The organism is Kribbella italica (assembly GCF_014205135.1).
In the GTDB taxonomy this organism is placed as follows: domain Bacteria; phylum Actinomycetota; class Actinomycetes; order Propionibacteriales; family Kribbellaceae; genus Kribbella; species Kribbella italica.
The window spans coordinates 6,189,943-6,214,790 of the sequence record NZ_JACHMY010000001.1 but is presented as its reverse complement, the minus strand read 5'-3'; the positions used below and the strand labels follow the sequence as shown (position 1 = coordinate 6,214,790).

At 70.0% G+C, this 24,848-nt stretch carries 27 protein-coding genes; 15 read left to right on the top strand and 12 right to left on the bottom strand.

Features of this window, described 5'->3' with window-relative positions:
• Window positions 1-17 precede the first annotated feature (17 nt).
• Window positions 18-590: a ClpP family protease gene (locus HDA39_RS28930; RefSeq protein WP_184800486.1), complete on the bottom strand. Its 573-nt coding sequence runs from the start codon at window positions 588-590 to the stop codon at window positions 18-20.
• A gap of 126 nt (window positions 591-716) precedes the next feature.
• On the opposite strand from HDA39_RS28930, the gene HDA39_RS28925 reads away from it, so the two are divergent.
• The 3 genes from HDA39_RS28925 to HDA39_RS28915 are packed head-to-tail and all read left to right on the top strand — an operon-like array spanning window position 717 to window position 2,423.
• The gene (locus tag HDA39_RS28925; protein ID WP_184800484.1) at window positions 717-1,076 is read left to right on the top strand and encodes a helix-turn-helix domain-containing protein; all 360 of its coding nucleotides are present in this window, start codon (window positions 717-719) and stop codon (window positions 1,074-1,076) included.
• Window positions 1,077-1,079: 3 nt separating this feature from the next.
• Window positions 1,080-2,030: a pyridoxal-phosphate dependent enzyme gene (locus tag HDA39_RS28920; protein ID WP_337925938.1), complete on the top strand. Its 951-nt coding sequence runs from the start codon at window positions 1,080-1,082 to the stop codon at window positions 2,028-2,030.
• Window positions 2,031-2,423 (top strand): GNAT family N-acetyltransferase, encoded by a 393-nt coding sequence (locus HDA39_RS28915; protein ID WP_184800482.1) that lies wholly within the window; start codon window positions 2,031-2,033, stop codon window positions 2,421-2,423.
• Here HDA39_RS28915 and HDA39_RS28910 read toward each other — a convergent pair.
• A complete protein-coding gene (locus tag HDA39_RS28910; RefSeq protein ID WP_184800480.1) occupies window positions 2,410-3,282 on the bottom strand; it encodes a hypothetical protein in 873 nt (290 codons plus the stop codon). The genes HDA39_RS28915 and HDA39_RS28910 overlap by 14 nt on opposite strands.
• A 93-nt stretch (window positions 3,283-3,375) precedes the next feature.
• On the opposite strand from HDA39_RS28910, the gene HDA39_RS28905 reads away from it, so the two are divergent.
• The 3 genes from HDA39_RS28905 to HDA39_RS43870 all read left to right on the top strand — a co-directional run bounded on the left by HDA39_RS28905 (window position 3,376) and on the right by HDA39_RS43870 (window position 6,295).
• Window positions 3,376-3,951 carry a DUF4865 family protein gene (locus HDA39_RS28905; RefSeq protein WP_184800478.1) on the top strand — a complete coding sequence of 192 codons (576 nt, stop codon included), beginning with the start codon at window positions 3,376-3,378 and terminating at the stop codon, window positions 3,949-3,951.
• Window positions 3,952-4,023: 72 nt separating this feature from the next.
• Window positions 4,024-5,220: an MFS transporter gene (locus HDA39_RS28900; RefSeq protein ID WP_184806634.1), complete on the top strand. Its 1,197-nt coding sequence runs from the start codon at window positions 4,024-4,026 to the stop codon at window positions 5,218-5,220.
• A gap of 133 nt (window positions 5,221-5,353) precedes the next feature.
• Complete coding sequence (locus HDA39_RS43870) at window positions 5,354-6,295, top strand: EamA family transporter (RefSeq protein ID WP_184800476.1); 942 nt, start codon at window positions 5,354-5,356, stop codon at window positions 6,293-6,295.
• On the opposite strand, the gene HDA39_RS28890 is transcribed toward HDA39_RS43870, so the two are convergent.
• A complete protein-coding gene (locus tag HDA39_RS28890; RefSeq protein ID WP_184800474.1) occupies window positions 6,223-6,906 on the bottom strand; it encodes a TetR/AcrR family transcriptional regulator C-terminal domain-containing protein in 684 nt (227 codons plus the stop codon). The genes HDA39_RS43870 and HDA39_RS28890 overlap by 73 nt on opposite strands.
• 51 nt (window positions 6,907-6,957) lie before the next feature.
• Between HDA39_RS28890 and HDA39_RS28885 the strand changes: the two genes are divergently transcribed.
• Window positions 6,958-7,872, top strand: coding sequence for an SDR family oxidoreductase (locus HDA39_RS28885; protein WP_184800472.1), 915 nt, complete (start codon window positions 6,958-6,960; stop codon window positions 7,870-7,872).
• Here HDA39_RS28885 and HDA39_RS28880 read toward each other — a convergent pair.
• The gene (locus HDA39_RS28880; protein ID WP_184800470.1) at window positions 7,863-8,597 is read right to left on the bottom strand and encodes an MBL fold metallo-hydrolase; all 735 of its coding nucleotides are present in this window, start codon (window positions 8,595-8,597) and stop codon (window positions 7,863-7,865) included. The two genes, HDA39_RS28885 and HDA39_RS28880, sit on opposite strands and share 10 nt — an antisense overlap.
• A 17-nt stretch (window positions 8,598-8,614) precedes the next feature.
• Complete coding sequence (locus HDA39_RS28875) at window positions 8,615-9,211, bottom strand: LysE/ArgO family amino acid transporter (protein WP_337925937.1); 597 nt, start codon at window positions 9,209-9,211, stop codon at window positions 8,615-8,617.
• A 70-nt stretch (window positions 9,212-9,281) separates the two neighbouring features.
• Between HDA39_RS28875 and HDA39_RS28870 the strand changes: the two genes are divergently transcribed.
• Window positions 9,282-10,169 carry a LysR family transcriptional regulator ArgP gene (locus tag HDA39_RS28870; protein WP_184800468.1) on the top strand — a complete coding sequence of 296 codons (888 nt, stop codon included), beginning with the start codon at window positions 9,282-9,284 and terminating at the stop codon, window positions 10,167-10,169.
• On the opposite strand, the gene HDA39_RS28865 is transcribed toward HDA39_RS28870, so the two are convergent.
• Complete coding sequence (locus tag HDA39_RS28865; protein WP_184800466.1) at window positions 10,120-11,403, bottom strand: FAD-dependent monooxygenase; 1,284 nt, start codon at window positions 11,401-11,403, stop codon at window positions 10,120-10,122. The genes HDA39_RS28870 and HDA39_RS28865 overlap by 50 nt on opposite strands.
• A 72-nt stretch (window positions 11,404-11,475) precedes the next feature.
• On the opposite strand from HDA39_RS28865, the gene HDA39_RS41910 reads away from it, so the two are divergent.
• Together HDA39_RS41910 and HDA39_RS28855 are read left to right on the top strand one after the other, a co-directional pair.
• Window positions 11,476-12,276: a TetR/AcrR family transcriptional regulator gene (locus tag HDA39_RS41910; RefSeq protein ID WP_202893147.1), complete on the top strand. Its 801-nt coding sequence runs from the start codon at window positions 11,476-11,478 to the stop codon at window positions 12,274-12,276.
• 62 nt (window positions 12,277-12,338) lie between these two features.
• Complete coding sequence (locus HDA39_RS28855; protein WP_184800464.1) at window positions 12,339-12,533, top strand: hypothetical protein; 195 nt, start codon at window positions 12,339-12,341, stop codon at window positions 12,531-12,533.
• A 69-nt stretch (window positions 12,534-12,602) separates the two neighbouring features.
• Here the strand turns inward: HDA39_RS28855 and HDA39_RS28850 are convergent, their stop codons facing one another.
• Window positions 12,603-13,487 carry an SCO6745 family protein gene (locus HDA39_RS28850; protein WP_184800462.1) on the bottom strand — a complete coding sequence of 295 codons (885 nt, stop codon included), beginning with the start codon at window positions 13,485-13,487 and terminating at the stop codon, window positions 12,603-12,605.
• A gap of 268 nt (window positions 13,488-13,755) precedes the next feature.
• Between HDA39_RS28850 and HDA39_RS28845 the strand changes: the two genes are divergently transcribed.
• Window positions 13,756-14,151, top strand: coding sequence for a VOC family protein (locus HDA39_RS28845; RefSeq protein WP_184800460.1), 396 nt, complete (start codon window positions 13,756-13,758; stop codon window positions 14,149-14,151).
• 1,128 nt (window positions 14,152-15,279) lie between these two features.
• Here HDA39_RS28845 and HDA39_RS28840 read toward each other — a convergent pair.
• Both HDA39_RS28840 and HDA39_RS28835 read right to left on the bottom strand, forming a co-directional pair.
• A complete protein-coding gene (locus HDA39_RS28840) occupies window positions 15,280-15,780 on the bottom strand; it encodes a GNAT family N-acetyltransferase (RefSeq protein ID WP_184800458.1) in 501 nt (166 codons plus the stop codon).
• Window positions 15,781-15,782: 2 nt separating this feature from the next.
• Window positions 15,783-16,685 (bottom strand): methyltransferase domain-containing protein, encoded by a 903-nt coding sequence (locus HDA39_RS28835; RefSeq protein WP_184800456.1) that lies wholly within the window; start codon window positions 16,683-16,685, stop codon window positions 15,783-15,785.
• A gap of 109 nt (window positions 16,686-16,794) precedes the next feature.
• On the opposite strand from HDA39_RS28835, the gene HDA39_RS42600 reads away from it, so the two are divergent.
• Window positions 16,795-18,180, top strand: coding sequence for a calcium:cation antiporter (locus tag HDA39_RS42600; protein ID WP_184800454.1), 1,386 nt, complete (start codon window positions 16,795-16,797; stop codon window positions 18,178-18,180).
• On the opposite strand, the gene HDA39_RS28825 is transcribed toward HDA39_RS42600, so the two are convergent.
• Together HDA39_RS28825 and HDA39_RS28820 are read right to left on the bottom strand one after the other, a co-directional pair.
• Window positions 18,177-19,655, bottom strand: a complete 1,479-nt coding sequence (locus HDA39_RS28825; protein ID WP_184800452.1) for an ankyrin repeat domain-containing protein — start codon at window positions 19,653-19,655, stop codon at window positions 18,177-18,179. The two genes, HDA39_RS42600 and HDA39_RS28825, sit on opposite strands and share 4 nt — an antisense overlap.
• 189 nt (window positions 19,656-19,844) lie before the next feature.
• Window positions 19,845-20,204, bottom strand: coding sequence for a YybH family protein (locus HDA39_RS28820; RefSeq protein ID WP_184800450.1), 360 nt, complete (start codon window positions 20,202-20,204; stop codon window positions 19,845-19,847).
• A gap of 71 nt (window positions 20,205-20,275) precedes the next feature.
• Here HDA39_RS28820 and HDA39_RS28815 point away from each other — a divergent pair, with 71 nt between their 5' ends.
• Window positions 20,276-21,313, top strand: a complete 1,038-nt coding sequence (locus tag HDA39_RS28815; protein WP_184800448.1) for an amidohydrolase family protein — start codon at window positions 20,276-20,278, stop codon at window positions 21,311-21,313.
• Between the two features lie 33 nt (window positions 21,314-21,346).
• Here HDA39_RS28815 and HDA39_RS28810 read toward each other — a convergent pair whose 3' ends face one another.
• Window positions 21,347-21,868, bottom strand: a complete 522-nt coding sequence (locus HDA39_RS28810) for a mycothiol transferase (RefSeq protein WP_184800440.1) — start codon at window positions 21,866-21,868, stop codon at window positions 21,347-21,349.
• A gap of 395 nt (window positions 21,869-22,263) precedes the next feature.
• On the opposite strand from HDA39_RS28810, the gene HDA39_RS28805 reads away from it, so the two are divergent.
• Both HDA39_RS28805 and HDA39_RS28800 read left to right on the top strand, forming a co-directional pair.
• Window positions 22,264-23,847, top strand: coding sequence for a DEAD/DEAH box helicase (locus HDA39_RS28805; protein WP_420488745.1), 1,584 nt, complete (start codon window positions 22,264-22,266; stop codon window positions 23,845-23,847).
• Window positions 23,848-23,924: 77 nt separating this feature from the next.
• Complete coding sequence (locus HDA39_RS28800) at window positions 23,925-24,833, top strand: phosphotriesterase family protein (RefSeq protein WP_184800438.1); 909 nt, start codon at window positions 23,925-23,927, stop codon at window positions 24,831-24,833.
• Window positions 24,834-24,848: the final 15 nt, after the last annotated feature.

Below are 24,848 nucleotides of genomic sequence, written 5' to 3'. Positions count from 1 at the left end.
GGGGAGCGGGCTCCGGCTCAGACGCTGACCGGCTGGGTCAGCACCCGGTCGACGATGCCGTAGTCGAGCGCCTGCTCCGGCGTGAACCACCTGTCCCGGTCGAAGTCCTCGGTGATCCGGTCCACCGACTGCCCGGTCCGGTCGGCCAGCAGTTCGGCCAGCTGCTGCTTGGCCAGCAGTGACTGCTCCGCCTGGGTCTTGATGTCACTGGCCGTCCCGCCCATCCCGCCGGACGGCTGGTGCATCATGATCCGCGCGTGCGGCAGGCTGAACCGCTTGCCCGGCGTACCGCAGGCCAGCAGCACCTGTCCCATCGACGCGGCCAGGCCCATCGCGTACGTCGAGACGTCGTTGCTGATGAAGTTCATCGTGTCGAGGATCGCCAGCCCGGCCGACACCGAGCCGCCGGGGGAGTTGATGTAGAGCGAGATCTCCGCCTTCGGGTCCTCCGCGTTCAGCAGGACCAGCTGCGCGCACAGCGCGTTGGCGTTCTCGTCCTTGATCTCGTCGCGCAGGACGACGATGCGCTGCCAGAGCAGACGCTGGTAGATGTGCTGGTCGAGGTCGGTGGTTCGCTGGTTCTCGCTCATGTCCCCAGCGTGACCGCCCTGGGGCCGGGCGGCCCCGGAATCTGCCCGTGGCAGATCTGCCCACCGCAGACCCGCCGGGGATGGCACACTCGGTACAGGAACCACCGAGCTCGAGGAGGACCGGACGTGCTGCTACGCCAGGTGATCGGGAACGTCTTCCGCCGGCTGCGGCGCGAGCGGGGGATCACCCTGCGCGAGCTCGCCGAGGTGGCCCAGGTGTCCGTGCCGTACCTGTCCGAGATCGAGCGCGGCCGCAAGGAGCCCTCCTCGGAGATCCTCGCCGCGATCTGCCGGGCGCTCGACCTGGAGCTGTCCGACCTGCTGGCCGAGGTGCAGTTCGACCTGGCCACCGCGGTCCGGTCCACGCTGCCGGTCCGCCTGCACACGGCGTCGATCCGGGTCGAGGAGTCGGCTCCGCAGCGGATCGGGACCTCGTCCCCGCAGTCGTACTCGACCACCGCGCAGACGTTCGCCCTGGTCGCGTAGCCGGTGCTGTACCGGGCGGCAGCCCGCTCACGTCGTACGACGCCGGCACCTGCCGACGTGCTGGCGTTCCACCAGAGCCTGGCCGACTACGCCCCCACGCCGCTGCACGACGTACCGGCCCTGGCTGCTGAGTTGGGCCTCGGCCGAGTGCTGGTGAAGGACGAGTCGCAGCGCCTGGGCCTGCCCGCCTTCAAGGCGCTCGGCGCCTGGTGGGCGATCCACCGCGCCCTCCAACCCGACACCGAGGTCCTGGTGACCGCCACCGACGGCAACCACGGCCGCGCGGTCGCCCGGCGCGCCCAGCTGCTCGGGCTGCGCTCGCACGTCTTCATCCCCGACGTGGTCAGCCCGCGAGCCATCGACGCCATCCGCTCCGAGGGTGCCGAGGTCACAGTCCTGTCCAGCTCGTACGACGACGCCGTGCTCGCCGCTGCCGACTCCATCACCCCTGGCCGCCTCCTGATCCAGGACTCGGCCTGGCCCGGCTACGAGGAGATCCCGCAACTCATCGTCGACGGCTACTCGACCCTGTTCCACGAGGTCGACGTAGCCGCCGACCTGGTCGTCGTACCGATGGGCGTCGGCTCGGTCGCCCAAGCAGGAGTCACCCACTGCGCCACCGTGCTCGGTGTAGAGCCCAGCAGCGCCGCCTGTGTCACCAGCAGCTTGCTGACCGGTCACCTGGTGACAGTGGAGACCAGCAGCACAGTCATGGCCGGCCTGAACTGCGGTACGCCGTCCAGCCTGGCCTGGCCGGTCCTGCGCGACGGCCTCCACGCGTCGGTCACGGTGGATGACCCTGAAGCCCTGCAGGCTTCAGAGGACCTTGCAGCGTTGGGCATCTCGTCGGGGCCGAGCGGAGCAGCCACACTGGCCGGCCTGCGCGCCGCACGCGCTGAGCTCGACCTGACGGCCGACAGCACCGTCGTACTGATCAGCACGGAAGGACGCTAAGTGGAACTGCGGGTGCGTTTCCCCGTCGACGACCAGGTGCTCTCGGCCCTGCACTCGTTGGCCTTCGGGGCCCCAGGCGAGGTCGAGCCATGGGCAGCCCGCCTGGAGCGCCACGCGCTCACCTGGGTCGGGGCCTTCGACAACGACGAGCTGATCGGCTTTGTCCAGGTCTGCTGGGACGGCGGCGCCCACGCGTTCGTGCTGGACACCGCCGTGCACCCGGACCACGGGCGCAAGGGGATCGGCTCGCAGCTGGTCGCCCGGGCCGCCGACGAGTCACGGGCGGCTGGGTGCGAGTGGCTGCACGTCGACTACGAGCCGCACCTCGCGAGCTTCTACCTCGACGCGTGCGGCTTCACGCCGACCGACGCCGGGCTGCTCAAACTGCGCTGAGTGCAGTCAGGCGTTCGGTGGAGACGCAGGAGATCAGGCAGCGCTCCTTGGCGTCCCCCAGCAGGTCAGCGGTCCAGCGGGTGAAGCCGCCGTCGCCCAGCTCGTTGCCGGCGACTCCCACGCCGATCGCCGTACCGGAGTAGTAGCCGGCGCCCTTGGTGCGCCCGGTGTCCTCCACGAACTCCACCGGCAGCCCAGGCCGTACGGTGTCGTCGATCCGCTCCCGGACCGCGCTCGGCGCGAACGTGGTGAAGCTGAGGTCCGCCTTGTCACCCAGTACGGCGTACCAGTAGCGCAGGTGATCCAGCAGCAGCTCCGCCTCCGTGCGGCCGGACCCGGTGTCCCGGGCCGACGACACCAGCGCGAACAGCTGGAAGTGCGCGAACATCCCAGGCCCGTCGTTCACCTGAGCGCGCACCACGCGCTGACAGGTCGCCAGGTCGACGCGCTCGGCGCCGGCACGTCGCCGTACGGCGGCCTCGAGCGCGAGCTCGTTGGTCGGGTCGCTGGCGACCTCGGTGTTCCGCATCGTGCTCAGCACCATGTTCTGGTGGATGTTGGACACGACCGAACAGGTGCCAAGCGGCGTGACCGGTGACAGCTCGACGCCTGCGAACCGGTCCGGCAGCAGGTCCCAGAGACGGGCCTGGGTCCGGACCAGCGCCCGCGGGTCGGCCTGCGACGGCTGGACGAAGCGGTCGTTGCGCCAGCGATCGAAGACGCGGGCCGGCGTCAGCTTCGCGGCGCGCTCACGACTGATCTCCAGGAACGCGCTCTGCAGGTCGGACGGGCTCAGCCCGTCGACCAGCGCCTCCCGCGTCCCGGCGGGGAGCTTCGACCAGACCCGATCGCTCGTCATGGGCCAAGCCTGGCCGAAAGTGTGGACGGGCGCGCGGCAATTAGCTCTGTACCTACTAGTATGTTCGGGGCGTCGATCGAGAGGGAGCAGGCCATGTACGCGATGCAGTACGAGGTGACCTTGCCGGCGGACTACGACATGGGGATCATCCGGCGCCGCGTGCTCGAGCGCGGCGCGGCGACCGACGGCTTCGACGGGCTCGGGCTGAAGGCCTACCTGGTCCAGGACCAGGCGAACGGCGCGGCGGTGAACCAGTACGCGCCGTTCTACCTGTGGAACGCCTCGGCCGGGATGGCGCGGTTCCTGTGGGGCGGCGGGTTCTTCACGGGGATCTGCCAGTCGTTCGGGCGGCCGAGCGTGCGGCACTGGACCGGCGTCGACTCGCTGGCCGGGCCGGACGTGGACCAGCCGGCGGTGGCGGCGACTCGGAACACCCTCGCTTTATCGCCTGACGTGGATCCAGCCGGGCCGGTGGCCGAGGCTGTCGAGTCGTTGCGCTCGACCGCTCAGCTGCCGGGGGTGCACAGCTCGGCGATCGCGGTGGATCCGTCGCGCTGGGAGCTGGTCCACTTCACGCTGTGGAGCGGCGAGCCGGGGATCGTGCCGGGCACGCGCTACCAGGTTCTGCACTTGTCCACACCCGGAACAAAAGAGCTTCTCGCCGGGTGAGGTCGCGGGTATTTTCTAGGCATGAGATACCCGAGCCCGTTCCTTTGACGCCCTGACCGCCTTTCGGTCCGCATCGTCGCCTACGAGGCGCTGCAGGACCTGATCCCTCTGTATCCGCTGTACCAGTTGCTGTTCGAGGATCACGGACTGACCTCCACCGAGATCTCGACCCTCTTCATCATCTGGTCGGCGACAGCGTTCCTGCTGGAGATCCCGTCCGGTGCCTTGGCCGACGTCTTCTCCCGCCGCAAACTGCTGATGCTCGGCCCTGCCCTGACCGGCCTGGGCTACGCAGCGTGGATCACCGTGCCGTCGTACGCCGCGTTCGCCCTCGGCTTCATCCTCTGGGGAGCAGGCTCCGCCCTGATCTCCGGCACGTACGAAGCCTTCGTGTACGACGAACTGGCCGCCCGAGGTGCCACCGCCAAGTACGCGGGCCTTCTCGGCAAAGCCAGATCGGCCAGTCTGATCGCCAACCTGACGGCGACCTTGCTGGCGATCCCGTTGTTCGCGGCCGGCGGCTACCTGCTGGTCGGCGTCCTCAGTGTCATCAGTTGCCTAGCGCAAGTAGTTGTCGCGGCATCACTTCCCGAAGCAACCCGAGTAGCTTCCGCCGAGGAGACCGATCCAGAGGCGGCAGCCCACTCCACTGGTGGTTGGCGCGGTGCTCTGGAGCGGTACGTGGTGATGCTGCGCGCCGGTCTTCAGGAAGCCTCCACCAGCCGGGTGGTGCGGCGAGCTGTGGGACTGGTTGCTCTGCTGGGCGGGTTCCTGGCGTTCGACGAGTACTTCCCACTGCTGGCCAGGGGAGTAGGGGCGACCACCACCCTGGTGCCACTGCTGATTGCAGGGACCGTGGCGGCGCAGGCGATCGGCGGTGCGCTGGCGGGACCGGCGTACCGGCTGCCTGCCGCGGTGTTCGCCGTGGGGCTGGGAGCGACGGCAGGACTGATCTCCTGGGGATCGTTGAGCGGGACGGCGGCGGGGTTCGTTCCGATCGCGGTCGGGTACGGCGTGATGCAGCTCGTCATCGTCGTCGCGGACGCGCGCCTGCAGGACGCCATCGAGGGTCCCGCGCGGGCGACCGTGACGTCGGTGTCCGGCTTCTTCGCCGAGGTGTTCGCGGTCTCGGTGTACGCCGGGTTCGCGCTCGGCGCGGTCTGGGTCAGCCTGCCGGTCCTGGTCGCCGGCCTGACCGTCCCCGTCCTCATCACCGCACTCATCACCCCGAAGGTCCTGCCCCCACCCCCGAAGAAGGAAGAGGTCTAGCCGACTCACACCACGACGCCGTCACCCGTTCCACTCAAGAGCCACGGCCCAACCCCGGCGACCGCGGAATTCGGTGTCGGCCGAACCGTCGAGCACCTACCGTCAGACCCATGAGAACCCCCAGGAGGTCGCAGTGACAGACCGGCGACAGGCAGTCCTCGCGGCCGGCGCAGCAGCCATCACCGTCGTGCTCTGGGCCTCGGCCTTCGTCGCGATCCGCCACGTCGGCCACGAGTTCTCGGCCGGCGCACTCTCGCTCGGTCGCCTCGTCGTCGGCAGCGTCATCCTCGGCGCTCTCGTCTTCACCCGCCCGCGCCGCTGGCCGGACAAACGTGACTGGAAACTCCTCCTGATCTGCGGCCTGCTGTGGTTCGGCGTCTACAACGTCGCGCTCAACGAAGCCGAGCAACGCCTCGACGCCGGTACGGCGGCCATGCTGGTCAACATCGGCCCGCTGCTGATCGCCGTACTCGCGGGCCTGCTCCTCAGTGAGGGCTTCCCGCGCCGTCTGGTCGTCGGCAGCGCGGTCGCCTTCGCCGGCGTACTGCTGATCGGCACGTCGTCGTCCAGCGGTCAGGCCGAGACCTGGGGAGTCGTCCTCTGCGTCGCGGCCGCCATCGCGTACGCCATCGGCGTCGTCGCCCAGAAGCCCTTGCTGGCCAGGCTTCCCGCGCTCGAGGTCACCTGGATCGCCTGCACGATCGGCGCGATCAGCTGCCTGCCGTTCGCGCCGACCCTCGTCAGCGAGACCGCCGACGCGCGACCCTCGACGATCTGGTGGGTCGTGTTCCTCGGCGCGTTCCCGACCGCGCTCGCCTTCACCACCTGGGCCTACGCCCTCGCCCGGACGAGCGCGGGCCGGATGGGCGCGACGACGTACCTCGTCCCGCCGCTCACGATCTTCCTCGGCTGGCTCCTGCTCGACGAGTCACCCGCGGCACTCGCGTACGCCGGTGGCGCACTCTGCCTGCTCGGTGTCGCGATCTCCCGCCTGAAGGGCGGTCAGCGCAAGGTCGACTCGATGCCGCTGACCAGCACCGTCAACGCCGACTCGAAGCCGCTGTCGAAGTCGTAGTGCAGACCGTCCCGCCCGAGGGCAAGCACCACCCGGCTCAACGTCGGCGCCTTGCCCTCGGGCAGTTTCTCGACCCGGTCGACCAGATCGGGCGCGAGCTCGAAGGTCGCCGCGCGGACCGACAGCTCGCCGAGCAGGAAGCCGTGCACGAAGTCGACGAGCGTGTTCACCGACTCGAAGATCGCCCGCGGCGTCAGCCCACCACGATCGAGCGCGCGGTAGAACGGCTCGACCGTCACCACCACGACGTCCGACACGGCTGACGGGTCCGACAACACCTGCAGCGCCAGATTCGGATGCGCCTGCAACGCGGCCCGATAGGCCCGCGCCGCATCCTTCAACTCCTCCTGCCACGACAGCCCGGCCCGAGGCTGGACGGCGTCCAGCCCCGCGAACACCACCTCCGCCAGCCCGGCGAACACCGCGGCCTTGTTCGGCAGGTGGTGGTAGATCGACATCGGGTTCACCCCGAGCGTCCCGGCCAGCCGGCGCATCGTCATCGCCTCGACACCCTCGTCGTCGACGAGCTTCAGTGCCGCCGCGAGGATCGCGTCCCGGCTCAGCCGCTCCGCCCCGGCGCGCGGCCGGCCGGGCTTGCCAGCAGTATTCATACGCCGTATGGTAGCGGAATCGTACAGCGTATGGTTAAGGAAGGTGGGCGGATGTCGAGCAAGCCTCTGGACGGCAAGGTGGCACTGGTCGCGGGCGGGACCCGGGCGGCCGGCCGCGGGACGGCGATCGCCCTGGGCGAAGCCGGTGCGACGGTCTACGTGACCGGCCGGACCACGCGCGCCCAGCAGTCGGAGATGCAGCGGCCGGAGACGATCGAGGAGACCGCCGAGCAGGTCGACCGGGCCGGCGGCCGCGGGATCGCGGTCCAGGTCGACCACCTCGAGCAGGACCAGGTCCGCGACCTGGTCGCTCGGATCGAGCGTGAGCAGGGCGCGCTGCACGTGCTGGTCAACGACATCTTCGGCCTGACCACGATGGAGTGGGACAAGACCGTCTGGGAGTCGTCGCTCGACGTCGGGCTGCGGACCTTCCGGCTCGCGGTCGAGACGCACGCGATCACCAGCCACTTCGCGCTGCCGCTGCTGATCAAGCAGCCGGGCGGCTTGGTGATCGAGATGACGGACGGCACCGACGAGTACAACGCGACCAACTACCGCGTCTCGTTCTTCTACGACCTGGCCAAGGCCGCGGTGAACCGGATGGCCTTCTCGCTGGCGCACGAGCTCGAGCCGCACGGCGGCACCGCGCTGTCGCTGACGCCGGGCTGGCTCCGGTCCGAGGCGATGCTCGACGGCTTCGGCGTCACCGAGGAGAACTGGCGCGACGCGACCGAGAAGATCCCGCACTTCGCCATCTCCGAGAGCCCTCTGTACGTCGGCCGAGCGGTCGCCGCGCTCGCGGCCGACCCCGAGGTCGCCCGGTGGAACCAGCAGTCCCTCTCGAGCGGTCAGCTCGCGCAGGTCTACGGCTTCACCGACGTCGACGGCAGCCAGCCGGACGCCTGGCGCTACATCGTCGAGGTGCAGGACGCAGGCAAGCCCGCCGACACGACCGGCTACCGCTGATCGCAGCTGACGTGTGCGGCGGTTATCGGCACGCCTAGCTCGGCCGCAAGCCGCAGTACCTCCCGGCGGGACGTCGTAGCGACAGCAGGCTCCCGCTCGTAGACGTAGACCAGCCCAGGCCACTTGGCCTGAGCTGGGTGCACCAGCACGTCCCCAGCGATCAGTGCCCGATCAGTCAGCACCGACTGGTGGCCCGGCGTGTGCCCTGGCGTCGGCAGCAGGGTCAGCCCAGCAACAGACACCTGCCCGTCCACAGCCCGCACCTGCGACCCCAGCGGCTCAATGAGATTCCGGTACGTCGTACTGCCCCGCGCGTGGTCCAGCTCAGCCTGCTGCACCACGTACGTCGCCTTGCCGAACCGCGGCCGATCGCCGTCCACGTTCCACCCCGCATGGTCCAGATGGACATGCGTCAGGATCACCGTGTCGATCTCATCGGTCCCGACCCCAGCGGACTCCAGCAACTGAGGCAACCGCCCCGCCGTACCAAGCCACTCAGCCGCCTCCCCGCCAGCCGGCCCGACCCCGGTATCCACCAGCACAGCGTGCCGGTCGGTGGTCACCAGGTACGAGTGGAAGTGCAGCAGCCAGCCCCCATCGGCTGCGACGTTCCCCGGCGCCTCCGACTCGGCCCAGCTCTGCTGCTCAGCCGACCACCCCGGCAGCGCATCGCCGATCGGCTCCGGGAACACCGCCACGGCGTCACACAACACAGTCACGTCCACCCGCCCATTGTTGGGACTCAGGGGAGCAGCATCCAGGTGCCGAGCGCGGTCATCACCACGGCGATGGCGCCGTCGAGGAACTGCCAGGCGCGGGCGCGGGAGAAGACCGGGCCGAGCTTGCGGGCGAAGTAGCCGAGGGAGAAGAACCAGAAGAAGCTGCCGGTGACGGCGCCGATGCCGTAGAGCCAGCGGCCGTCCGTGCCGCGCTGGTTGGCCAGGGAGCCGAGCAGGACGACGGTGTCGAGGTAGACGTGCGGGTTGAGATAGGTGAATCCGAGGCAGGTCAGCAGCACGGTGCGCAGTGCGGCCGGGGCATGGTCGGCCGCGGTCAGCGTGCTCGGCCGGAACGCGCGGCGGGCCGCGACCGCGGCGTACCCGAAGAGGAAGAGCGCACCGGCGTACTTGGTGATGGTCAACGCCGTGGCGTTGCCGGTGAGCAGGGCGCCGAGACCGGCAATGCCACTGGTGATCAGCAGTGCGTCGGACACCGCGCAGATCAGGACGACCGGCAGGACGAACTCGCGCCGCAGCCCCTGGCGCAGGACGAAGGCGTTCTGCGCGCCGATGGCGACGATCATGGACAAGGTCGTGGCGAAGCCGGCCAGGAGGTTCACGCTCTCGACCGTAGGGAGCTCAGTCTCGGTAGACCAGCTAAAGATTCTTCAGTGCCATTAGCATCACTTCATGCAACTCGACTCGTCCCAGCTCGACACCTTCGCGGCGGTGATCGACGAAGGCAGCTTCGACCTGGCGGCCCGGCGGTTGCGGATCACGCCGTCGGCGGTCAGCCAGCGGATCAAGGCGCTGGAGAGCCGCGTCGGGCAGGTCCTGATCCAGCGCGGCAAACCAGCCCGTACGACGGCCGCCGGCGACGCGCTGCTCCGACTCGCCCGGCAGGTCTCGCTGCTCGAGGTCGAGGCGATCGCGGCGGTGAAGGGCGCGGTCGAAGGGCTGCGCCTACCGATCGCGGTCAACGCGGACTCGCTGAACGGCTGGTTCCTGCCCGCGCTGCTCGCCGTACCGCAGGATCTGGTGACGGCGTTCGACCTGCGCCAGGAGGACCAGGACCACTCGGCCGAGCTGCTCCGCGCCGGCTCGGTGCTCGCGGCCGTGACCGCCGACCCGCGCCCGGTGCAGGGCTGCCGGGTGATGCCGCTCGGCCGGATGCGGTACCTGTCGATCGCCACACCGTCGTACGCCGAACGCTGGCTCACCGGCCGCCCACTGGCCGAGGCGCTCGGCGACGCGCCGCTGCTGGTGTTCAACACCAAGGACATGTTGCAGCACCGGCTGATGCGCAAGGTGACCCGGCGCCGGCTCGACCCGCCGGTGCACTCGATCCCCGCGCCCGGCCCGTTCGTCCGCGCGATCCGGCTCGGGCTGGGCTGGGGGATGATCGAGGAAGAGGTGGTCGAGGCCGACCTCGATGCCGACACGCTGGTAGAAGTTGCCAAGGGCAAGTATGTCGACGTGCCGCTGTACTGGCAGTACTGGAAGCTCGACTCGCCGGTCCTGGACGCGCTCACCGAGGCGGTACTGCAGGCAGCGGCCGACGGGCTTCGTACTGCTTGAGCTCGACCGCGTTGCCGACCTTCAAGGGGAGTTCGTCGATCAGCTTGCGCCACGGCAGGTACGGCATCAGCCGGAACGTGAGGTTGCGCAGGGCAAGGAATGCCCGGCTGCCGGGGATGAACCAGCGTGCGCCGTCGACCGCCTGCTTCTGGCAGGCCGCGACGAACGGTCGCATCACCGCGTCGTACGCCGCGAACGCCCTGAGGTGGGCCGCCGCTGGAGTGCTGCCGGGTCTGTGCGCTACATCGTCGGCGCGCCGATCCTTCGCGTCGGTGAGGGCTGCCTGCAGTTCGCCCGCGAGCACGTACGCGCCGACGATGCCGAGGCTGGTGCCCATCCCGGACAGCGGTGAGGCGCAGTAGCCGGCGTCGCCGACCAGCGCGATCCGGCCGCGGGAGTAGCTGTCGAGCTTGATCTGGCTGATCGAGTCGAAATAGAAGTCGTCGGCGACCCGCAGCTCGCTGAGCAGACGCGGGACCTCCCAGCCGATGCCCGTAAACGTGTCCTCGACCAACTGCCGCTGGGCGGCAGTGTCGCGCCGATCGACCGCCGGGCTCTTGCTCGCTTTGCTGGTGTCAGTGGCGAAGTAGAAGAGTGCCTTCGCCTCGGTGTTCCCGCGCGCGGAGTACGCACCGACCGTCTTGCCGGGCAGGCTGAGCAGGCGGCCGGTGTGGTCGAGGTCGAGATGGTTCGGCACGGTCGCGACCGAGACGGCGTACCCGAGGTCGTGCCGGAAGTCCTGCTCGGGCCCGAACGCCAGGCGCCGTACGGTGGAGTGCAGTCCGTCGGCGCCGATGACGAGGTCGAACCGGCGCGGCGCGCCGCGCTCGAACTCGACCAGTACGCCGTCCGCGTCCTCGCTCAGGCGGGTGATCGAGTCGCTGAACACGTACTCGACGCCGTCGCGGGTGGCGTCGTACAGGATCTCGACCAGATCGCCCCGGAGCACTTCGAGCTCGCCGCTGAACGCGGTCTCCGACGTCCGCGCGACGACTTTGCCGGACTCGTTCACGTAGTCCATGCCGCCCATCCGGGTGGCACGCGCCTCGACCGCGGCCCGCAGGCCCATCCGGTCGAGGACGTCGAGGGACGCGCCGCGGAAGTCCACGGCGTAGCCGCCCGGACGGGGCGCGGGCGCCTTTTCGATCACGGTCGCGGTGTGGCTGAACCGCTGTAACCAGTACGCGAGGGCCGGGCCGGCGACGCTGGCCCCTGAGATCAGGAAGGTGGTCATGCCATCGACTGTACGTAAGTCTTAGACGGATGTGCAAGACGTTCGTGCGAGCTTTCTCGCTAGGATCTGCGCATGGGCAATCGCGAGGCTTTGATCGACGGCGCCAAGACCTGCCTGCGGGAGAAGGGCTACACCCGGACGACCGCGCGCGACATCGCCACCGCGGCCGGGGTCAGCCTGGCCGCGATCGGCTACCACTTCGGCTCGAAGGACGCGCTGCTGAACGAGGCGATGCGCCAGGCGCTCGGCGAGTGGGGCGACGAGCTGAGCCGCACGATGAGCGCCGGTCCGAACGCGGATCGCCAGCGGCCCGCCGACCCGCAGCTCACGCCCGCCGCCTCCGGCAGCCAGACCGGCCAGCCTGCTGCCTCGGGCGGCCAGCCCGCCCAGCTCGCCGCGGACGGCGGCCAGCCCGCCCAGCTCGCCGCGGACGGCGGCCAGACCGCCCAGCTCGCCGCGGACGGCGGCCAGACCGCCCAGCCCGCCGCCTACGGCAGCCAGACCGCCCAGCCCGCTGGTGCGGCGGAGGAGCGATTTACCGCCATCTGGGCGCTGGTCGGTGACAGCTTGTCCAACCCGGAGAGCCGGGCCCTGTGGACAACGCAGTTCGAGATCCTCAGCCAGGGCTCACAGCTGCCCGACCTGCTGCAGGCGGTCTCCGCGATGCAGGTCGAGGCGCGAGAGGGTCTGGCCACGCTGTTCGGTGCCACCGACGCCGATTCCGACGAGGCGACCGTGCAGCAGACCGGCTCGTTCCTGCAGGCGCTGCTGCTCGGGGTGGTCGCGCTGACGATGTTCGACCCTGAGCGGGCGCCGCGCGGCGAGGACCTGTCAGCGTCCATCCAGCTGATGGCCGCGAAGCTCGCCCGCTAGGCTCGCCCTACCCCGGCTCGCTTCTGCCCCCCGCGTTCCTCTGGTCGAAAGGTCGTCCTGCTGTGAAGAAGATCGTCGCGAGCGCCTTCGGCATTCTGCTGACCGTCGCCGGCGTGGTCTGGACCCTCCAGGGTCTCGGCTACCTCAAGGGCAGCTCGATGACCGGCAGCAGCTTCTGGGCGATCGCCGGCCCGGTCGTCGCCGCGCTCGGGGTCTCGCTGCTGTACGTCACCTTCCGAGGCCAGCCGAAGCGCTGACCTTCGGGCGCGGCCTCGGTTCGTCAGTGCGGCGTGCCGCCGGTTGGACGTGTTGACAATCGGCGGCGCTCAGCCGGCCGGCCGGTCGAGCTCGGCCTCCGGCCACCGCAGCGCCATCGGGTTGTCCGGCGGGATCAGCCCCGACGACATCACCATCGTGCTCATCGGCCGAACCACCCGCTCGAGCTCATCCGCCTTCTCGTCCCCCAACGCCCGCCACCCCTGCTCGGCCAGGCGGTCGGTGGTCTCCTCGACCTCACGCCGTACGGCGTACCCGCGTTCGGTCAGCACGCCGTCATCACCCAGCAGCCCGCGCTCCCGCAGATCCCGCTCCGCCTCGGCCCACTCGTCGTCACTCCACCGCCGGCTCTGCCGGTACACCTCCTTCGACGGCCCACCCGACGCCGTCAACGTCAGATTCGCCTGACACGGACTGATCCCCGCCGCGATCAACGCCGCGACATGCCCGTCCCCTCGCGACTCCCGCAGAATCGTCGTCGCCTGCCACAGCACGAGATGCGGCTCGTCCGCCCAATCCAGCGCAGCATTAGCCGCCGCCAACAGCCGCCCAGCAGTCGGCGCCACCTCCGCCGCCTCCCGAGCCAACTCAGCCGCCCGCCGCACCGTCGTACTGCTCACTGCATCAGGCAGCAACCGCCGTACGGCCTGGTCCACAGCCTCCAGCCGTACGCCGACCAACTGCTCCGGCGACGCATACCCCCAAGCATCCGGAATCGCCCGCGCCACCATCCCCGGATGAAAGTTGTAGAACGCAGCCGCCACCACCTCCGGCCCCACCGCCCCCAACGGAGCCGCCCGGCAGGCGAAGTAACTCATCCACCCACCCCGCAACCCCAGCCCATCCGTAGCCCGCCGAGTCTCCGGCGCAAAATACGTCACCGCATGAACCGGCTCCAACACCCGCCACAACCGCCGCGCCCGACTCTCCGTCATCTTCCGATCCAAACACGCCGCTCTCTTCCCCACACCCCTCTGTGACCCACCAGCCATCTCACCCTCCGTCCGGGACCGGTCGCCCCCGACCGGTCACCTCGCCCCCGCCGACAACCTCGCCCCCGCCGACAACCTCGCCCCCGACCGGTCACCTCGCTCCGCGGCCGGTCACCTCGCTCCGCGACCCGCTCCCCGCCGCCAACGAACGCTGCAGTTGCTTGGCCTCCCCTCAGCAGAGTGCGGGCCGGCTGAATGAGAAGGTTCCTGCATGGCAATCCGGGTGCAGTGTGTGAACTACGACGCGATCGACCCCGCCGCGCAGGCACGTTTCTGGGCCGAGGTCCTCGGCTGGCGCATCACCTTCGAACACGAGAAGGAGTACGTCCTCGAGCCCCCGGCCGGCAGCCCCGAGGACGGCATCGTCCCCGACATCCTCTTCCTCCGCGTCGCCGCCGACGAGCCGAAGGCCCTGAAGAACCGCGTCCACATGGACCTCCGCCCCGAGGACCAGTCCGCCGAAGTAGCCCGCATCGAGTCCCTCGGCGGCAAGCAGGTAGACATCGGCCAGGACGCCACCGCCTCCTGGGTAGTCATGACCGACCCCGAAGGCAACGAGTTCTGCGTCCTCAGAGCCTTCACCCCCGAGGAACTAGCCTCCTTCTGAACGAACCCGACGACCACCGCCGGCACGACCACGGCGGGGGTCGTCGACCTGCACCCCGCCGACCACCGACCAGTCCGTCGGCAAGCACCCCGACCAACTGAGCCAGCCAACCACCCGGCCAACCAGATCCAACTGACCATCGAGCCATCCGGCCCGCAGCGGACCACTCCGGCCGACAAACCCTGCAGTCCACGCGATACTGGCCGCCCGCCGCCCGCCGCCCGCCGCCCGCCGCCCGCCGCCCGCCGCCCACCGACCCGGCGCCCACCGACCCGGCGCCCACCGACCCGGCGCCCACCGACCCGGCGCCCACCGACCCGGCGCCCACCGACCCGTCGCCCACCGACCCGTCGCCCACCGACCCGTCGCCCACCGACCCGTCGCCCACCGACCCGCCGCCCACCGACCCGCCGTGCGTCGCCGTCCAAGGCGGCCAGCCGACACCGGCAAGTAGTCCTCGGGCGTGGCTGCCCGCTGCCCAGGCCGCGGGGTGCCGCGGCCATTCGACGAGTCAGGCGACGACCGCGCCGACCCGCTGAGCAAGACCATCCTCGCCTTGGAAGACCACCGGTCTCGTCCTGAACAGCCTCGCCGTCGCGCTCACGAAAGCCCGCTGCCGTACCTCGCGCGCTCGCTGGAGTCCGCCGGTCTGCAGCGGGTGGCTGCGCACGATCAACGGCTCGCCCAGGCTTCTCCCGCCGTGTGTTGTGTCGGGTGCCAAAGGGTCGACATCTCCGGCTGGAACTGGTGGTCAAGGCCATGCACGAGAGATCGCCCGGTCGGTGAGCAGGCAGCGGTCGGCGAAGCTGTACGCAGGGGAGTACTTGCCGAGACCCAGCGCTGCACGGTCGAAGGTGGCCGCCGTGCCGTTGGCTGGTACGACGAACTGAGTCGCGCTGGTACGGCGAGAGCCGCGGGGTGGGGAGCAGGTCGCCAGCCAGCGGCCGATGATCGTGGATACCGGGTCCTGGATAACCGAGGGTCGCGGCGGCGGTTGCCAGCCGCCAGCCGCCAGCCGCCAGCCGCCAGCCGCCAGCCGCCAGCCGCCAGCCGCCAGCCGCCAGCCGCCAGCCGCCAGCCGCCGGTCGCCAGCTGCCGGTCGCCCCTTGGCGCTGGCGGGTGGGGCTGTTAGGGGAGCGGGCGGTGCATGACGTGGAGACCCACGTAGGAGTGGGTGGGGTGGTGGAAGGCTTCGGGGACGGTGCCGATGATGGTGAAGCCGAGGGACTGCCAGAGGTGGACTGCTGGGGTGTTGGTTTCGACGACGGCGTTGAACTGGATGGCTCGGAAGCCTTCGGTGGTGGACCAGGTGATCACGTCCTGGCAGAGGGCTCGGCCTACGCCTTTGCCTCGGGCGGTGGAGGCGACCATGAAACTGGCGCTGGAGACGTGGGCACCGCGGCCGGGGCGGTTGGGGTACATGTTGGCGCTGCCGAGAACGGTGCCGTCGGCATCGATCGCTACCGTGGTACGGCTGTTGGGTGCGCTGGACGGTGACATCCAGAGGTCGCGTGCCTGGTCGTCGGTCAGGGCCGGGTCGTAGGCGTAGGTTTCCCCCGCGTCGACGATCTCCCGGAAGAACGGCAGGATGGCCGGCCAGTCGTCCGCTCGGGCGTCTCTGATCTTCACCGTCACTGTGTTTCTGCTTTCTCTGGGGTGCCGTCGAGGGGGTGGGAGCCGGTCGGGCGGCAGACGACGTCGGCTGCGTCCGAACCTTCCAGGGTCAGTACTTGGAAGCCTTCTGCGGTGAGTTCGTTTCGCAGTGCGTCGGCTGAAAGGTGTCTTCGGTGTGGGGCGTACCAACGGCCGCCTAGCTCGACAACTTGGTCGCAGACGGAGCCGGGTGGGATCTCGCGGTAGTAGATGCCGGTGGATTCGTCGTAGTGGAATCCGGGTTCGGTGGTGCGTTCCGGACCTCGTACGGCCGTGGAGATGACGTAGTAGCCGCTGGGTTTCAGTCGCGCACGGACGGCCGCGAACACGGCGCGGCGGTCCTCGTCGGTGACGATGGACTGCAGGCAGTAACTGTCGAGGACGAGGTCGTACTTGCGCTCGGTGCCGATGGCGTTCGGCGAGAGGGCGCTGGGCCGCAGATCCGCACGTGGTGAGGGGGCGCCGGGCTGCGGGGGTGCGGGAACGTCGCGTCCCACGGGGGTGTCGTGTGGTTCGGTCGGTAGATCGCAGATGTCGGCCACGGCGAAGGTGACTCGCAGTCCGCGGTCTTCGGCCATCCGGCGGGCGATGGTGATGGCTTCGGGGATGAGGTCGATCGCGTCCACCTCGAAACCCTGAGCGGCGAGCCAGCAGGCTGCCGGGCCGGTGCCACAGCCGTACTCGAACGCTCTTGGAGCAGGTGCCGCCAGAGCTTCGCCGGGCAGGGCGAGGTGTGGGAGGGCCTGTTCGAGGAAGGGGCGGTTTTGGAAGTGGTCGTAGGTCCAGTTGGCGGTGGGGTCGAAGAGGTCGTTCCACTGGGTGTGGCCGCGGCGTTCGACTTCTCGGTAGGCGGACTCGTGCTCGGGGTGGTAGTAGCGCACGGGGTCACCTCCGGGGGTGGTGTCGGTGATCGGATCGATGCGAAAAGGATCACGGCGGGAGCGGTGGGATGCCAACTGGTTTGCGGTGGAGCGAATAGGATCTTGGGGGATGACAAACTCCGTGGTTCATGGGTTGCCGCGCTGGAGTCTGGCCGTGCCCCCGCTCGCGCTCGTGGTTCTGGTGCTGTCCTGGGGACGGGATCTCGGGACGGTTCTGCTGGTTCTGGTGTGCGCCGGGCTCGGTGCTGCCGTGATCGCGGCCGTGCACCATGCCGAGGTTGTCGCGCACAAGGTGGGCGAGCCGTTCGGCACGTTGATCCTCGCGCTGGCGGTCACGGTGATCGAGGTCGCGCTGATCGTCACGCTGATGGCGTCGGGTGGTGACAAGGCCGCGTCGCTGGCGCGGGACACCGTGTTCGCCGCGGTGATGATCACCTGCAACGGCATCCTGGGCCTGTCGCTCGTCGTCGGCTCTCTGCGGCACCGGACCCAGCAGTTCCGCGTGCATGCCTCGGGGAGCGCGCTCGCCGTGATCACCGCGCTGGTCACGCTCAGCTTGGTGCTGCCGACGTTCACCACCAGTACGCCGGGTGCGACCTTCAGCAGTGCGCAGCTCGCGTTCGCCGGAGTCGTCTCGCTGGTGATGTACGGCGTGTTCGTGTTCGTGCAGACCATTCGTCATCGCGACTACTTCCTTCCCGTCGAGCACCCTGTCGAGGATGGAGCGCAGGCCGGGGGAGCGCACCAGGCCACCGCGGCAGCACGCACCGGAGGCGCGGGACGAGCGGACGCCGACCTGCCATCGACCGAGGGCAGGTCGGACGCCCAGCCGTCGCCGGCTGGAAGCGAGGGCGAGTTGGACGCCCAGCTGTCGCAGACCGGGGACGAGGGCAAGTCGGATGCCCAGCCGTCGCCGGCCACCGCGGCCACCGTGGCGGCCCGGGACGGAGAGGCCGAGGCAGCAGCGGACCCGGTCACCGAGGTTGTCGAGAACGAGAACGAGGACGACGACCAGGAGACGCACGCCGCGGCGCCGAGTGGGCGGGTGGCGCTGGTCAGCCTCGGCATGCTGTTCGTCTGCCTGATCGCCGTGGTGGGGCTGGCGAAGACCGTCTCCCCGAAGCTCGAGGACGCGGTCGCGTCGGCGGGCGCGCCGGTCGCCGTGGTCGGTGTGATCATCGCTCTCCTTGTCCTGTTGCCGGAAACGGTCGCCGCCGTCCGGGCCGCCCTGCGGAACCGGCTGCAGACCAGCCTCAACCTCGCGCTCGGCTCCGCGCTGGCCAGCATCGGGCTGACCATCCCGGCGATCGCGCTCGCGTCGATCTGGCTGGACGGCCCGCTCGTCCTGGGCCTCAGCGGCACCGAGATGGTGCTGTTCGCGTTGACCGTCGTGATCAGTCAGCTCACGCTGGCGACCGGCCGGGCCACCCTGCTGCAGGGTGTCACCCACCTCATGGTCTTCAGCGCCTTCCTGTTCCTTGCCGTCAGCCCCTAAATGGGAGCCTCCAGGGCGGTCAGGTAGTCGACGACCTCCTGCTGGTGGTTGTAGACGGCCCAGCCGAGTGGCGTGCTCTGGTGGCGCGGGTCGCTGGTCGTTGGATCCGCGCCGAGCTCGATCAGCTTGCGGACGGTGGCCAAGTGGCCGTGGAAGGCTGCCTGGTGCAGCGGGGTGGCCATGCCGAGGACGTTGAGGTCCCAGCCGAGGTCCTTCAGTGGCTGCAGGGCTTCTGTTCGGCCGACTTCGGCTGCTCGGAGTGGGAGGAACGGATTGCGCTGGACGGCGCGTGCCGCCAGCGACGGATCGACACTGCCGACAGAGCCGGCCATCACGGATCGGAAGAGTTGGTGGATGTCGTCCAGGGGAGCCGCGCCGGCGTCCCGAAGGAGGTCGGCGATGGCGGTGTGGCCCTGCACGGAGGCCAGTTCGAAGGCGCGGTGGCCGCAGAAGACGGGATGCTCTGTGCCTCGGCCTTCCGGGTCGACGCCGGCTGCCAGCACCAACCGGGCCCGATCGACAAGGCCTTCCGATGAGGCGAAGACCAGCTCGTCTTCCAGCAGTTGGCTTGCCGTGGGATGGGCCACGGTCAGTCGCTGGTGCCAGGGACCACCATCGCCCTGTCCCAGTCCGAACTCCAGCAACATCCGCAGATGGTCGTCGTCGTGCGGCGGTGGGCAGCCGGGGCCGCAGTTGTACATCGTCTGGCTGTCGTTCGGATCGGCGCCGGCCTCCAGCAGCAGTCGTGCCAGCTCCAATCGGCTCTGGTGTGGTGGCTGATCGCCTTCTCCCCGGCCGAAGACACCGGTCAGCGCGGTGAAGGGCGACGGCATGCCTGCCCAGAGGAAACCGGCATTGGGATCCGCGCCGTGCCGGAGGAGGAGGCGGGCGATCTCCAGTGGGGCTTCAGGGGCTACCTCCAGACGTGAGTAGGCGAGGTAGAGCAGGGGCTCCCAGCGGAACGGGCCGCCTTGGCGCTCGGCGCGGTCCGGTGAACGGTCGAGCTCGGCGCGGACGGCGCCGACGTCACCCGCGACGACCATGGTGAAGATGTTGCTGACAGCAACTTCAGGGAAGCGGGTCAGGAGCGCGCGGGCCGCGTCGGGGTGCTGGGGGTCGTCCTGGCCGTAGTGCAGGGTCGCGAGGCGCAGGAACTCGTCGGCCCGCTGGTCCGGGGTTTCGACCGGACCACCGATCGGCTCCCGGTGGGGTGAACGGGTGTAGCGGTCGACGATCCCCAGGTGCCGGCCGAGCTGCGGCCAGCTGGGAAAGCCGTAGCTCCGGGCGATCACCAGTTGCGCGTCGGCAAGACCTTGTAGCGGCTCGGCCGCGGATCGTTCGGATGCCGCTGGATGGAACTCAGCGGCCAGCGTGAGTGCCTCGTCATCACCGGCGCGGACCTGCTTCAGCAAGGTCTTGGCCTGGTTGCGCAGGTGCTCGAGGTTCGGATCGTCGGGAAGACGGCGGGTCGGCATGGCGACCTCCTCTCTGTGTGCATGCTGTCCGCGTCGTCAGGCGAGAAAGGAGGTGGGCTCGGGTCACCCGTCAGCGCACAAGAGCTGATCGGGCACCCCGGTGGTGCACAACCTCGACCGCTCAGGTGGGCTGAGCCCTTCCCGCGGACCGGTGGCACCCTGCGTGCCGAACTCCCACAGTACGCCGGATCACGGCGCTTGCATCCACCATTCGGTGAACTCGTGGGCCCGTCCGCCCCGGTCCAGGCGGATCACCCACAGGTTGCTGAACATCGTCGGCGGGTTGGTCAGGTACGTCGTCCAGCCGCGGACGAACCCGACCCCGTCACCGAACCCGAGCACCTCGTACTCGAAGGTGGTCTCGCCCGCGGCGTCGGCGACCTCCAGCCAGGCGCGCACGATCGCGTCCCGGCCCTGCACCGGCTCCTCGTCGGGGCGCCGGAAGAAGACGGCGTCCTCGGTCCACAGCGCGCCGATGTCCTTGGGGTCGTTCGACTCCCAGGCCCGCCGGTACCGCCCGACCCACTTGTCCAGGTCCTTCTCCCGCATGTCTGCATCCTGCCTCCTCGAAGAGCCGATCCGAGGGCGCCGGGGGCCCTCTTGCCAGAGAAGATACGAAGATGACGACCTGGACCTTCGACGGAGTTTCGCTGCCTGTGGACAAGTCGGTCCGCCTGCGGTTCGGCACGGGGGACGAGGAGAAGCTGCCCGGCCGGTTCGCGCTCCCGGGGCTGGTCGACGCGCACTGTCACCTGACCGTCGACGCCGACGAGAAAGGACCGTTGCTCACGGACAGCGCCCAGGCCGAGGACCGGCTCGACCAGCTCGCTCAGGCCGGCGTGAGCGCGGTTCGCGACGTCGGCGGCCGGCGCGAGATCACGCTCCGGTTCGCGCGCGAACCGCGGGAGGACCGCCCGATCGTGCTCGCGGCGGGCCGGTTCCTCGCGCCGGAGGGCCGGTACTTCCCACGCCTGCACGACCCGGTCGAGGCCGACGAGTTACTCGCCGCCGTCGAGGCCGAGCTGAACGACGGCGCGACCTGGGTCAAGCTGGTCGCGGACTTCCCCGCGGTCGGTCCGGACGGTCCGATCCGCGGCAGTGCCATCGAGCCGACGTACGAGATCGGTCTGATCGAGCAGGTGGTCGCCACGGTGCACGCCAAGGGCGGGCGGGTCGCGGCGCACACGAACGGCACCGTTGTGAGCGAACTGGTCCGGGCCGGTGTCGACTCGATCGAGCACGGCACGGTCATCACCGAGCGGGATCTCGAGGTCCTCGGCGCCCGGGGTGGCGCGTGGACGCCGACCCTCAGTGCCTCGATCGACGGCCGTCCCGACGAGACACCGGAACAGCGCGACAGACGCCGAACGAAGGCGAAGTACCTGACCAGCATGCTCGAACTGGCCGACCGGTACGGCGTGACCGTGCTGACCGGTTCGGACGCCGTCGGCTCGGTCGCGCGGGAGATCGAACTGCTCACGCAGCACGGCCTCGACGCCACCCAGGCGATGGCGGCAGCTACCACGAAGGCCTGGGACTACCTGGGCCTGCTCGACGACGGCGGCAACCTCGTCACGTACGACGAGGACCCGCGCGAGCACCCGGAGACGCTCGTGAAGCCGGCCGCCGTGATCCTCCACGGCCACCGGATCCGCTAGCCAACGCTCACCGCAGCCGCCGGCCGCTGAGCCTCACTCCCCGACGAGACCGTCGATCCGCTCGCGCAGCAGGTCGGCGTGCCCGTTGTGCCGCGAGTACTCCTCGATCATGTGGATGTACAGCCAGCGCACCGAGAGGTCGGGCCCGCCGCGCGGCCGGGTGAACTCGTGGTCGAGGTCGTAGCCGCGGGCAATCGCGTCGGACTCCGAGACCACCTGGCGGAACGTCAGGAGATCCGCTTCGGCCTCGGCAGCCGACACCAGGTCGAAGTCGCCGTCGGGGTGCTCGTCCGTCCAGAACTTCAAGGCGTCAATGCGTCCGTCCAGCGAGAGGTGGAACCAGTACCGCTCCACCTCGGTCAGGTGCCGGACCAGTCCCAGCAGCGTCATTCCCGACGGGTCGACCGTCGGGCGGACCAGTTCGTCGCCACTCAGCGCGGACACTTTCCAGAGCAGCGTGCCCCGGTGGAAGTCGAGAAATCCTTGCAGCAGGGCGCGTTCGTCACCGGTCGACGGCGGGTCAGTACGGAACTGCGCGGAGGTGTCGGTCGTCACAGCCAGGACCGTACCGCGACCAAAGTCCCTGGGGAGGCGAACACCGATGCCGTATGCTGGTTGTTGACGGTCCGCCCAGTTCTGCCTCGGACCATTTGGCAGTCGACCCCCACGCGCCGCGGCCTGTGATGCCGCGCCGGGCAGGACGACCCTTTTCGACTTTCTTGGAGTACCAGATGGCGGTCAGCCGCCCCATGCCCACGCCCGAAACGAGTTCCGCCCGCCCGGACGGCCCCGCGCGACCCCGTCGCCGCCGCCGTTCAGGTGCCGGTGGCAACCAATCCGCACCGGCCGCCGGCCGGAGCAACCCCCAGAACAACGCACAGAGCAACGAGACCCGCACCCAAGGTGAGCGCCGTCGCGGCAAGAAAACCCCTGCCGTGCAGGCCGTTCCGGTGAGCACCGAGCAGTACGACGACATCGAGCCGCTGGTGGTCCCCGACGACCTGACCTTCGCCGACCTCGGCCTGCCGGCCGAGCTGGTCGCCGCGCTGGCCAAGTCCGGTGTCACCAAGCCGTTCCCGATCCAGGCCGCGACGCTGCCGGACTCGCTGGCCGGCAAGGACGTGCTCGGTCGCGGCCGGACCGGTTCCGGCAAGACCTACGCGTTCGTGCTGCCGCTGATCGCGCGGCTCGCGTCCAGCGGCACCCGCCGCCGGCCGAACCAGCCGCGCGCCCTGATCCTGGCGCCGACCCGGGAGCTGGCCACCCAGATCCAGGCGTCGATCACGCCGCTGACCGACGCGTTCGGCCTGCGCACGATGACCATCTTCGGTGGCGTCGGGCACGGCCCGCAGATCACCGCGCTGCGCAAGGGCGTCGACATCGTCGTCGCCTGCCCCGGCCGGCTCGAGGACCACGTCAAGGCCGGTCACGCGAAGCTCGACGCGGTGGAGATCACCGTGCTCGACGAGGCCGACCACATGGCCGACCTGGGCTTCCTGCCCGCCGTACGCCGGTTGCTGGAGGCGACTCCGGCCAACACCCAGCGGCTGCTGTTCTCGGCCACGCTGGACGCCGGCGTCGACGTCCTGGTCAAGCGGTTCATGCGCAGCCCGACCACGCACAGCGTCGACTCGGCGCAGTCGCCGGTCTCGAAGATGACCCACCACGTCCTGCACCTGCAGGCCGACAGCCGGCTCCCGGTGCTGGTGGACCTGGCCGCGGCTCCTGGTCGCACGCTGGTCTTCACCCGGACCAAGTACGGCGCCAAGTCGCTCACCAAGAAGCTGATCGCCCAGGGCGTGCCCGCGGTCGAGCTGCACGGCAACCTGTCCCAGGGCGCTCGCACCCGCAACCTGGAGGCCTTCTCCGACGGGTCCGCCCGGACGCTGGTCGCCACCGACATCGCGGCCCGCGGGATCCACGTCGACGACGTGTCGCTGGTGATCCACGCGGACCCGCCGATCGAGCACAAGGCGTACCTGCACCGCTCCGGCCGGACGGCGCGCGCCGGGGCCGAGGGCACCGTCGTCACGCTGATGACCGACGACCAGGTCAGCGACGTACGGGACCTGACCCGCAAGGCCGGTATCGCGCCGAAGGTCACCAAGCTGCGGGTCGGCGACCCGCTGCTGACCGAGCTCGCCCCAGGCGAGCGCACCTACGTCGAGCCGCCGGCCAAGCCGGACAACGACCAGGTACGCCGTACCGGTGGCGAGTCGGCCGGACGGGGACGCGGTGGCCGTGGCCGCCGCTCGGCTTCCGGCCCGGGCCAGTCCGCTCCGGCGGCCCGCGGCGCATCCACCGGCGGTGGCCGTGGAGGCGGCGCTCGCAATGGTGGAGCCGGCGCGGGTCGTAGCGGCGGAGCACGCGCCGGCGCCGGCGGCGGAGGCCGTGGCGGATCCGGTGGGCGTAGTGGTTCCGGCGGCGCACCGAAGAGCTACACCACGACGACTCCGGGTGCCAGCACCCGTCCGGCGGGAGCCGCGGCCTTCTCGGCCGGCACCCGCGCGGGCAGCGGCCGTCGCGGTCGCTGACCTCTGGCAACCCGATCGTCAGAGCCCAGGATGCCCATGGCAGCCTGGGCTCTGCCGTGTCCTGAAGGGGAGAACCGATGGCTGTCGTACGGACCGTGTTGGGCGACGTTGCACCCGAGGACCTCGGGGTCTGCGACGCTCACGACCACCTGTTCATCCGCAGCGCCATGTTGCCGCCGGGCCAGGAGCTCGACGACTACGACGCCGCGGTGCAGGAGGCGACGCTGTACGCCGACGCCGGTGGGCAGTCGGTCATCCAGTGGACGCCGCACGGGCTGGGCCGCCGGGCGGACCTGCTGCCGAAGGTGTCGGAGGAGACCGGCGTCAAGCTGGTCGCCGCGACCGGACTGCACCGCGCCGAGCACTACGCGGAGCTGCCGACCGAGGACCTGGCCGAGCTGTTCGTCCGTGAGCTGACCGAGGGCATCGGCGACAGCCAGGTGCGCGCCGGGCTGATCAAGATCGCCAGTGGGTTCCACGGGCTCGACGAGCACACCTCGTGGGTGCTGGACGCGGCCGCCGAGGCCCAAAGAGCCACCGGCGCGCCGATCGGCATCCACCACGAGCTGGGCACCGGAGCGGACGCCGTACTGGACCGCCTCGAAGGGCACGGCGTCCCGCCGGACCGGATCGTGCTCGGGCATCTGAACCGCTTCCCTGATCACCAGGTCCACCAGGTCCACCAGGAGCTGGCGGCGCGTGGGGCGTTCCTCGCGTTCGACGGGCCGTCGCGGGGCAACCATGCGACCGACTGGCGGATGGTCGATTGCCTGGCGGCGCTGGTCGAGACCGGGTACGCCGACCACCTGCTGCTCGGCGGCGACACGACGACCGCGCGGGCGCGGCTGGCGACCGGCGAAGGGCCGGGAATGCCGTACCTGTTGACGAATCTGCGACCCCGGCTCACCCGCCGGCTCGGCGAGGACGTGGTCGGGCAGATCTTCGTCACCAACCCGGCGCGCGCCTTCGCGACCGACTGGAAGTAGCGGCACGAACTCGTC

Coding starts and splice junctions, on each gene's coding strand:
- HDA39_RS28870 (WP_184800468.1), top strand. CDS start 9,282: ATGCAACTCGACTCGTCCCAGCTCGACACCTTCGCGGCGGTGATCGAC.
- HDA39_RS28890 (WP_184800474.1), bottom strand. CDS start 6,906: ATGAATACTGCTGGCAAGCCCGGCCGGCCGCGCGCCGGGGCGGAGCGG.
- HDA39_RS28845 (WP_184800460.1), top strand. CDS start 13,756: ATGGCAATCCGGGTGCAGTGTGTGAACTACGACGCGATCGACCCCGCC.
- HDA39_RS28905 (WP_184800478.1), top strand. CDS start 3,376: ATGTACGCGATGCAGTACGAGGTGACCTTGCCGGCGGACTACGACATG.
- HDA39_RS28815 (WP_184800448.1), top strand. CDS start 20,276: ATGACGACCTGGACCTTCGACGGAGTTTCGCTGCCTGTGGACAAGTCG.
- HDA39_RS28820 (WP_184800450.1), bottom strand. CDS start 20,204: ATGCGGGAGAAGGACCTGGACAAGTGGGTCGGGCGGTACCGGCGGGCC.
- HDA39_RS41910 (WP_202893147.1), top strand. CDS start 11,476: ATGGGCAATCGCGAGGCTTTGATCGACGGCGCCAAGACCTGCCTGCGG.
- HDA39_RS28930 (WP_184800486.1), bottom strand. CDS start 590: ATGAGCGAGAACCAGCGAACCACCGACCTCGACCAGCACATCTACCAG.
- HDA39_RS28865 (WP_184800466.1), bottom strand. CDS start 11,403: ATGACCACCTTCCTGATCTCAGGGGCCAGCGTCGCCGGCCCGGCCCTC.
- HDA39_RS28850 (WP_184800462.1), bottom strand. CDS start 13,487: ATGACGGAGAGTCGGGCGCGGCGGTTGTGGCGGGTGTTGGAGCCGGTT.
- HDA39_RS42600 (WP_184800454.1), top strand. CDS start 16,795: ATGACAAACTCCGTGGTTCATGGGTTGCCGCGCTGGAGTCTGGCCGTG.
- HDA39_RS28800 (WP_184800438.1), top strand. CDS start 23,925: ATGGCTGTCGTACGGACCGTGTTGGGCGACGTTGCACCCGAGGACCTC.
- HDA39_RS28825 (WP_184800452.1), bottom strand. CDS start 19,655: ATGCCGACCCGCCGTCTTCCCGACGATCCGAACCTCGAGCACCTGCGC.
- HDA39_RS28910 (WP_184800480.1), bottom strand. CDS start 3,282: ATGACGAGCGATCGGGTCTGGTCGAAGCTCCCCGCCGGGACGCGGGAG.
- HDA39_RS28885 (WP_184800472.1), top strand. CDS start 6,958: ATGTCGAGCAAGCCTCTGGACGGCAAGGTGGCACTGGTCGCGGGCGGG.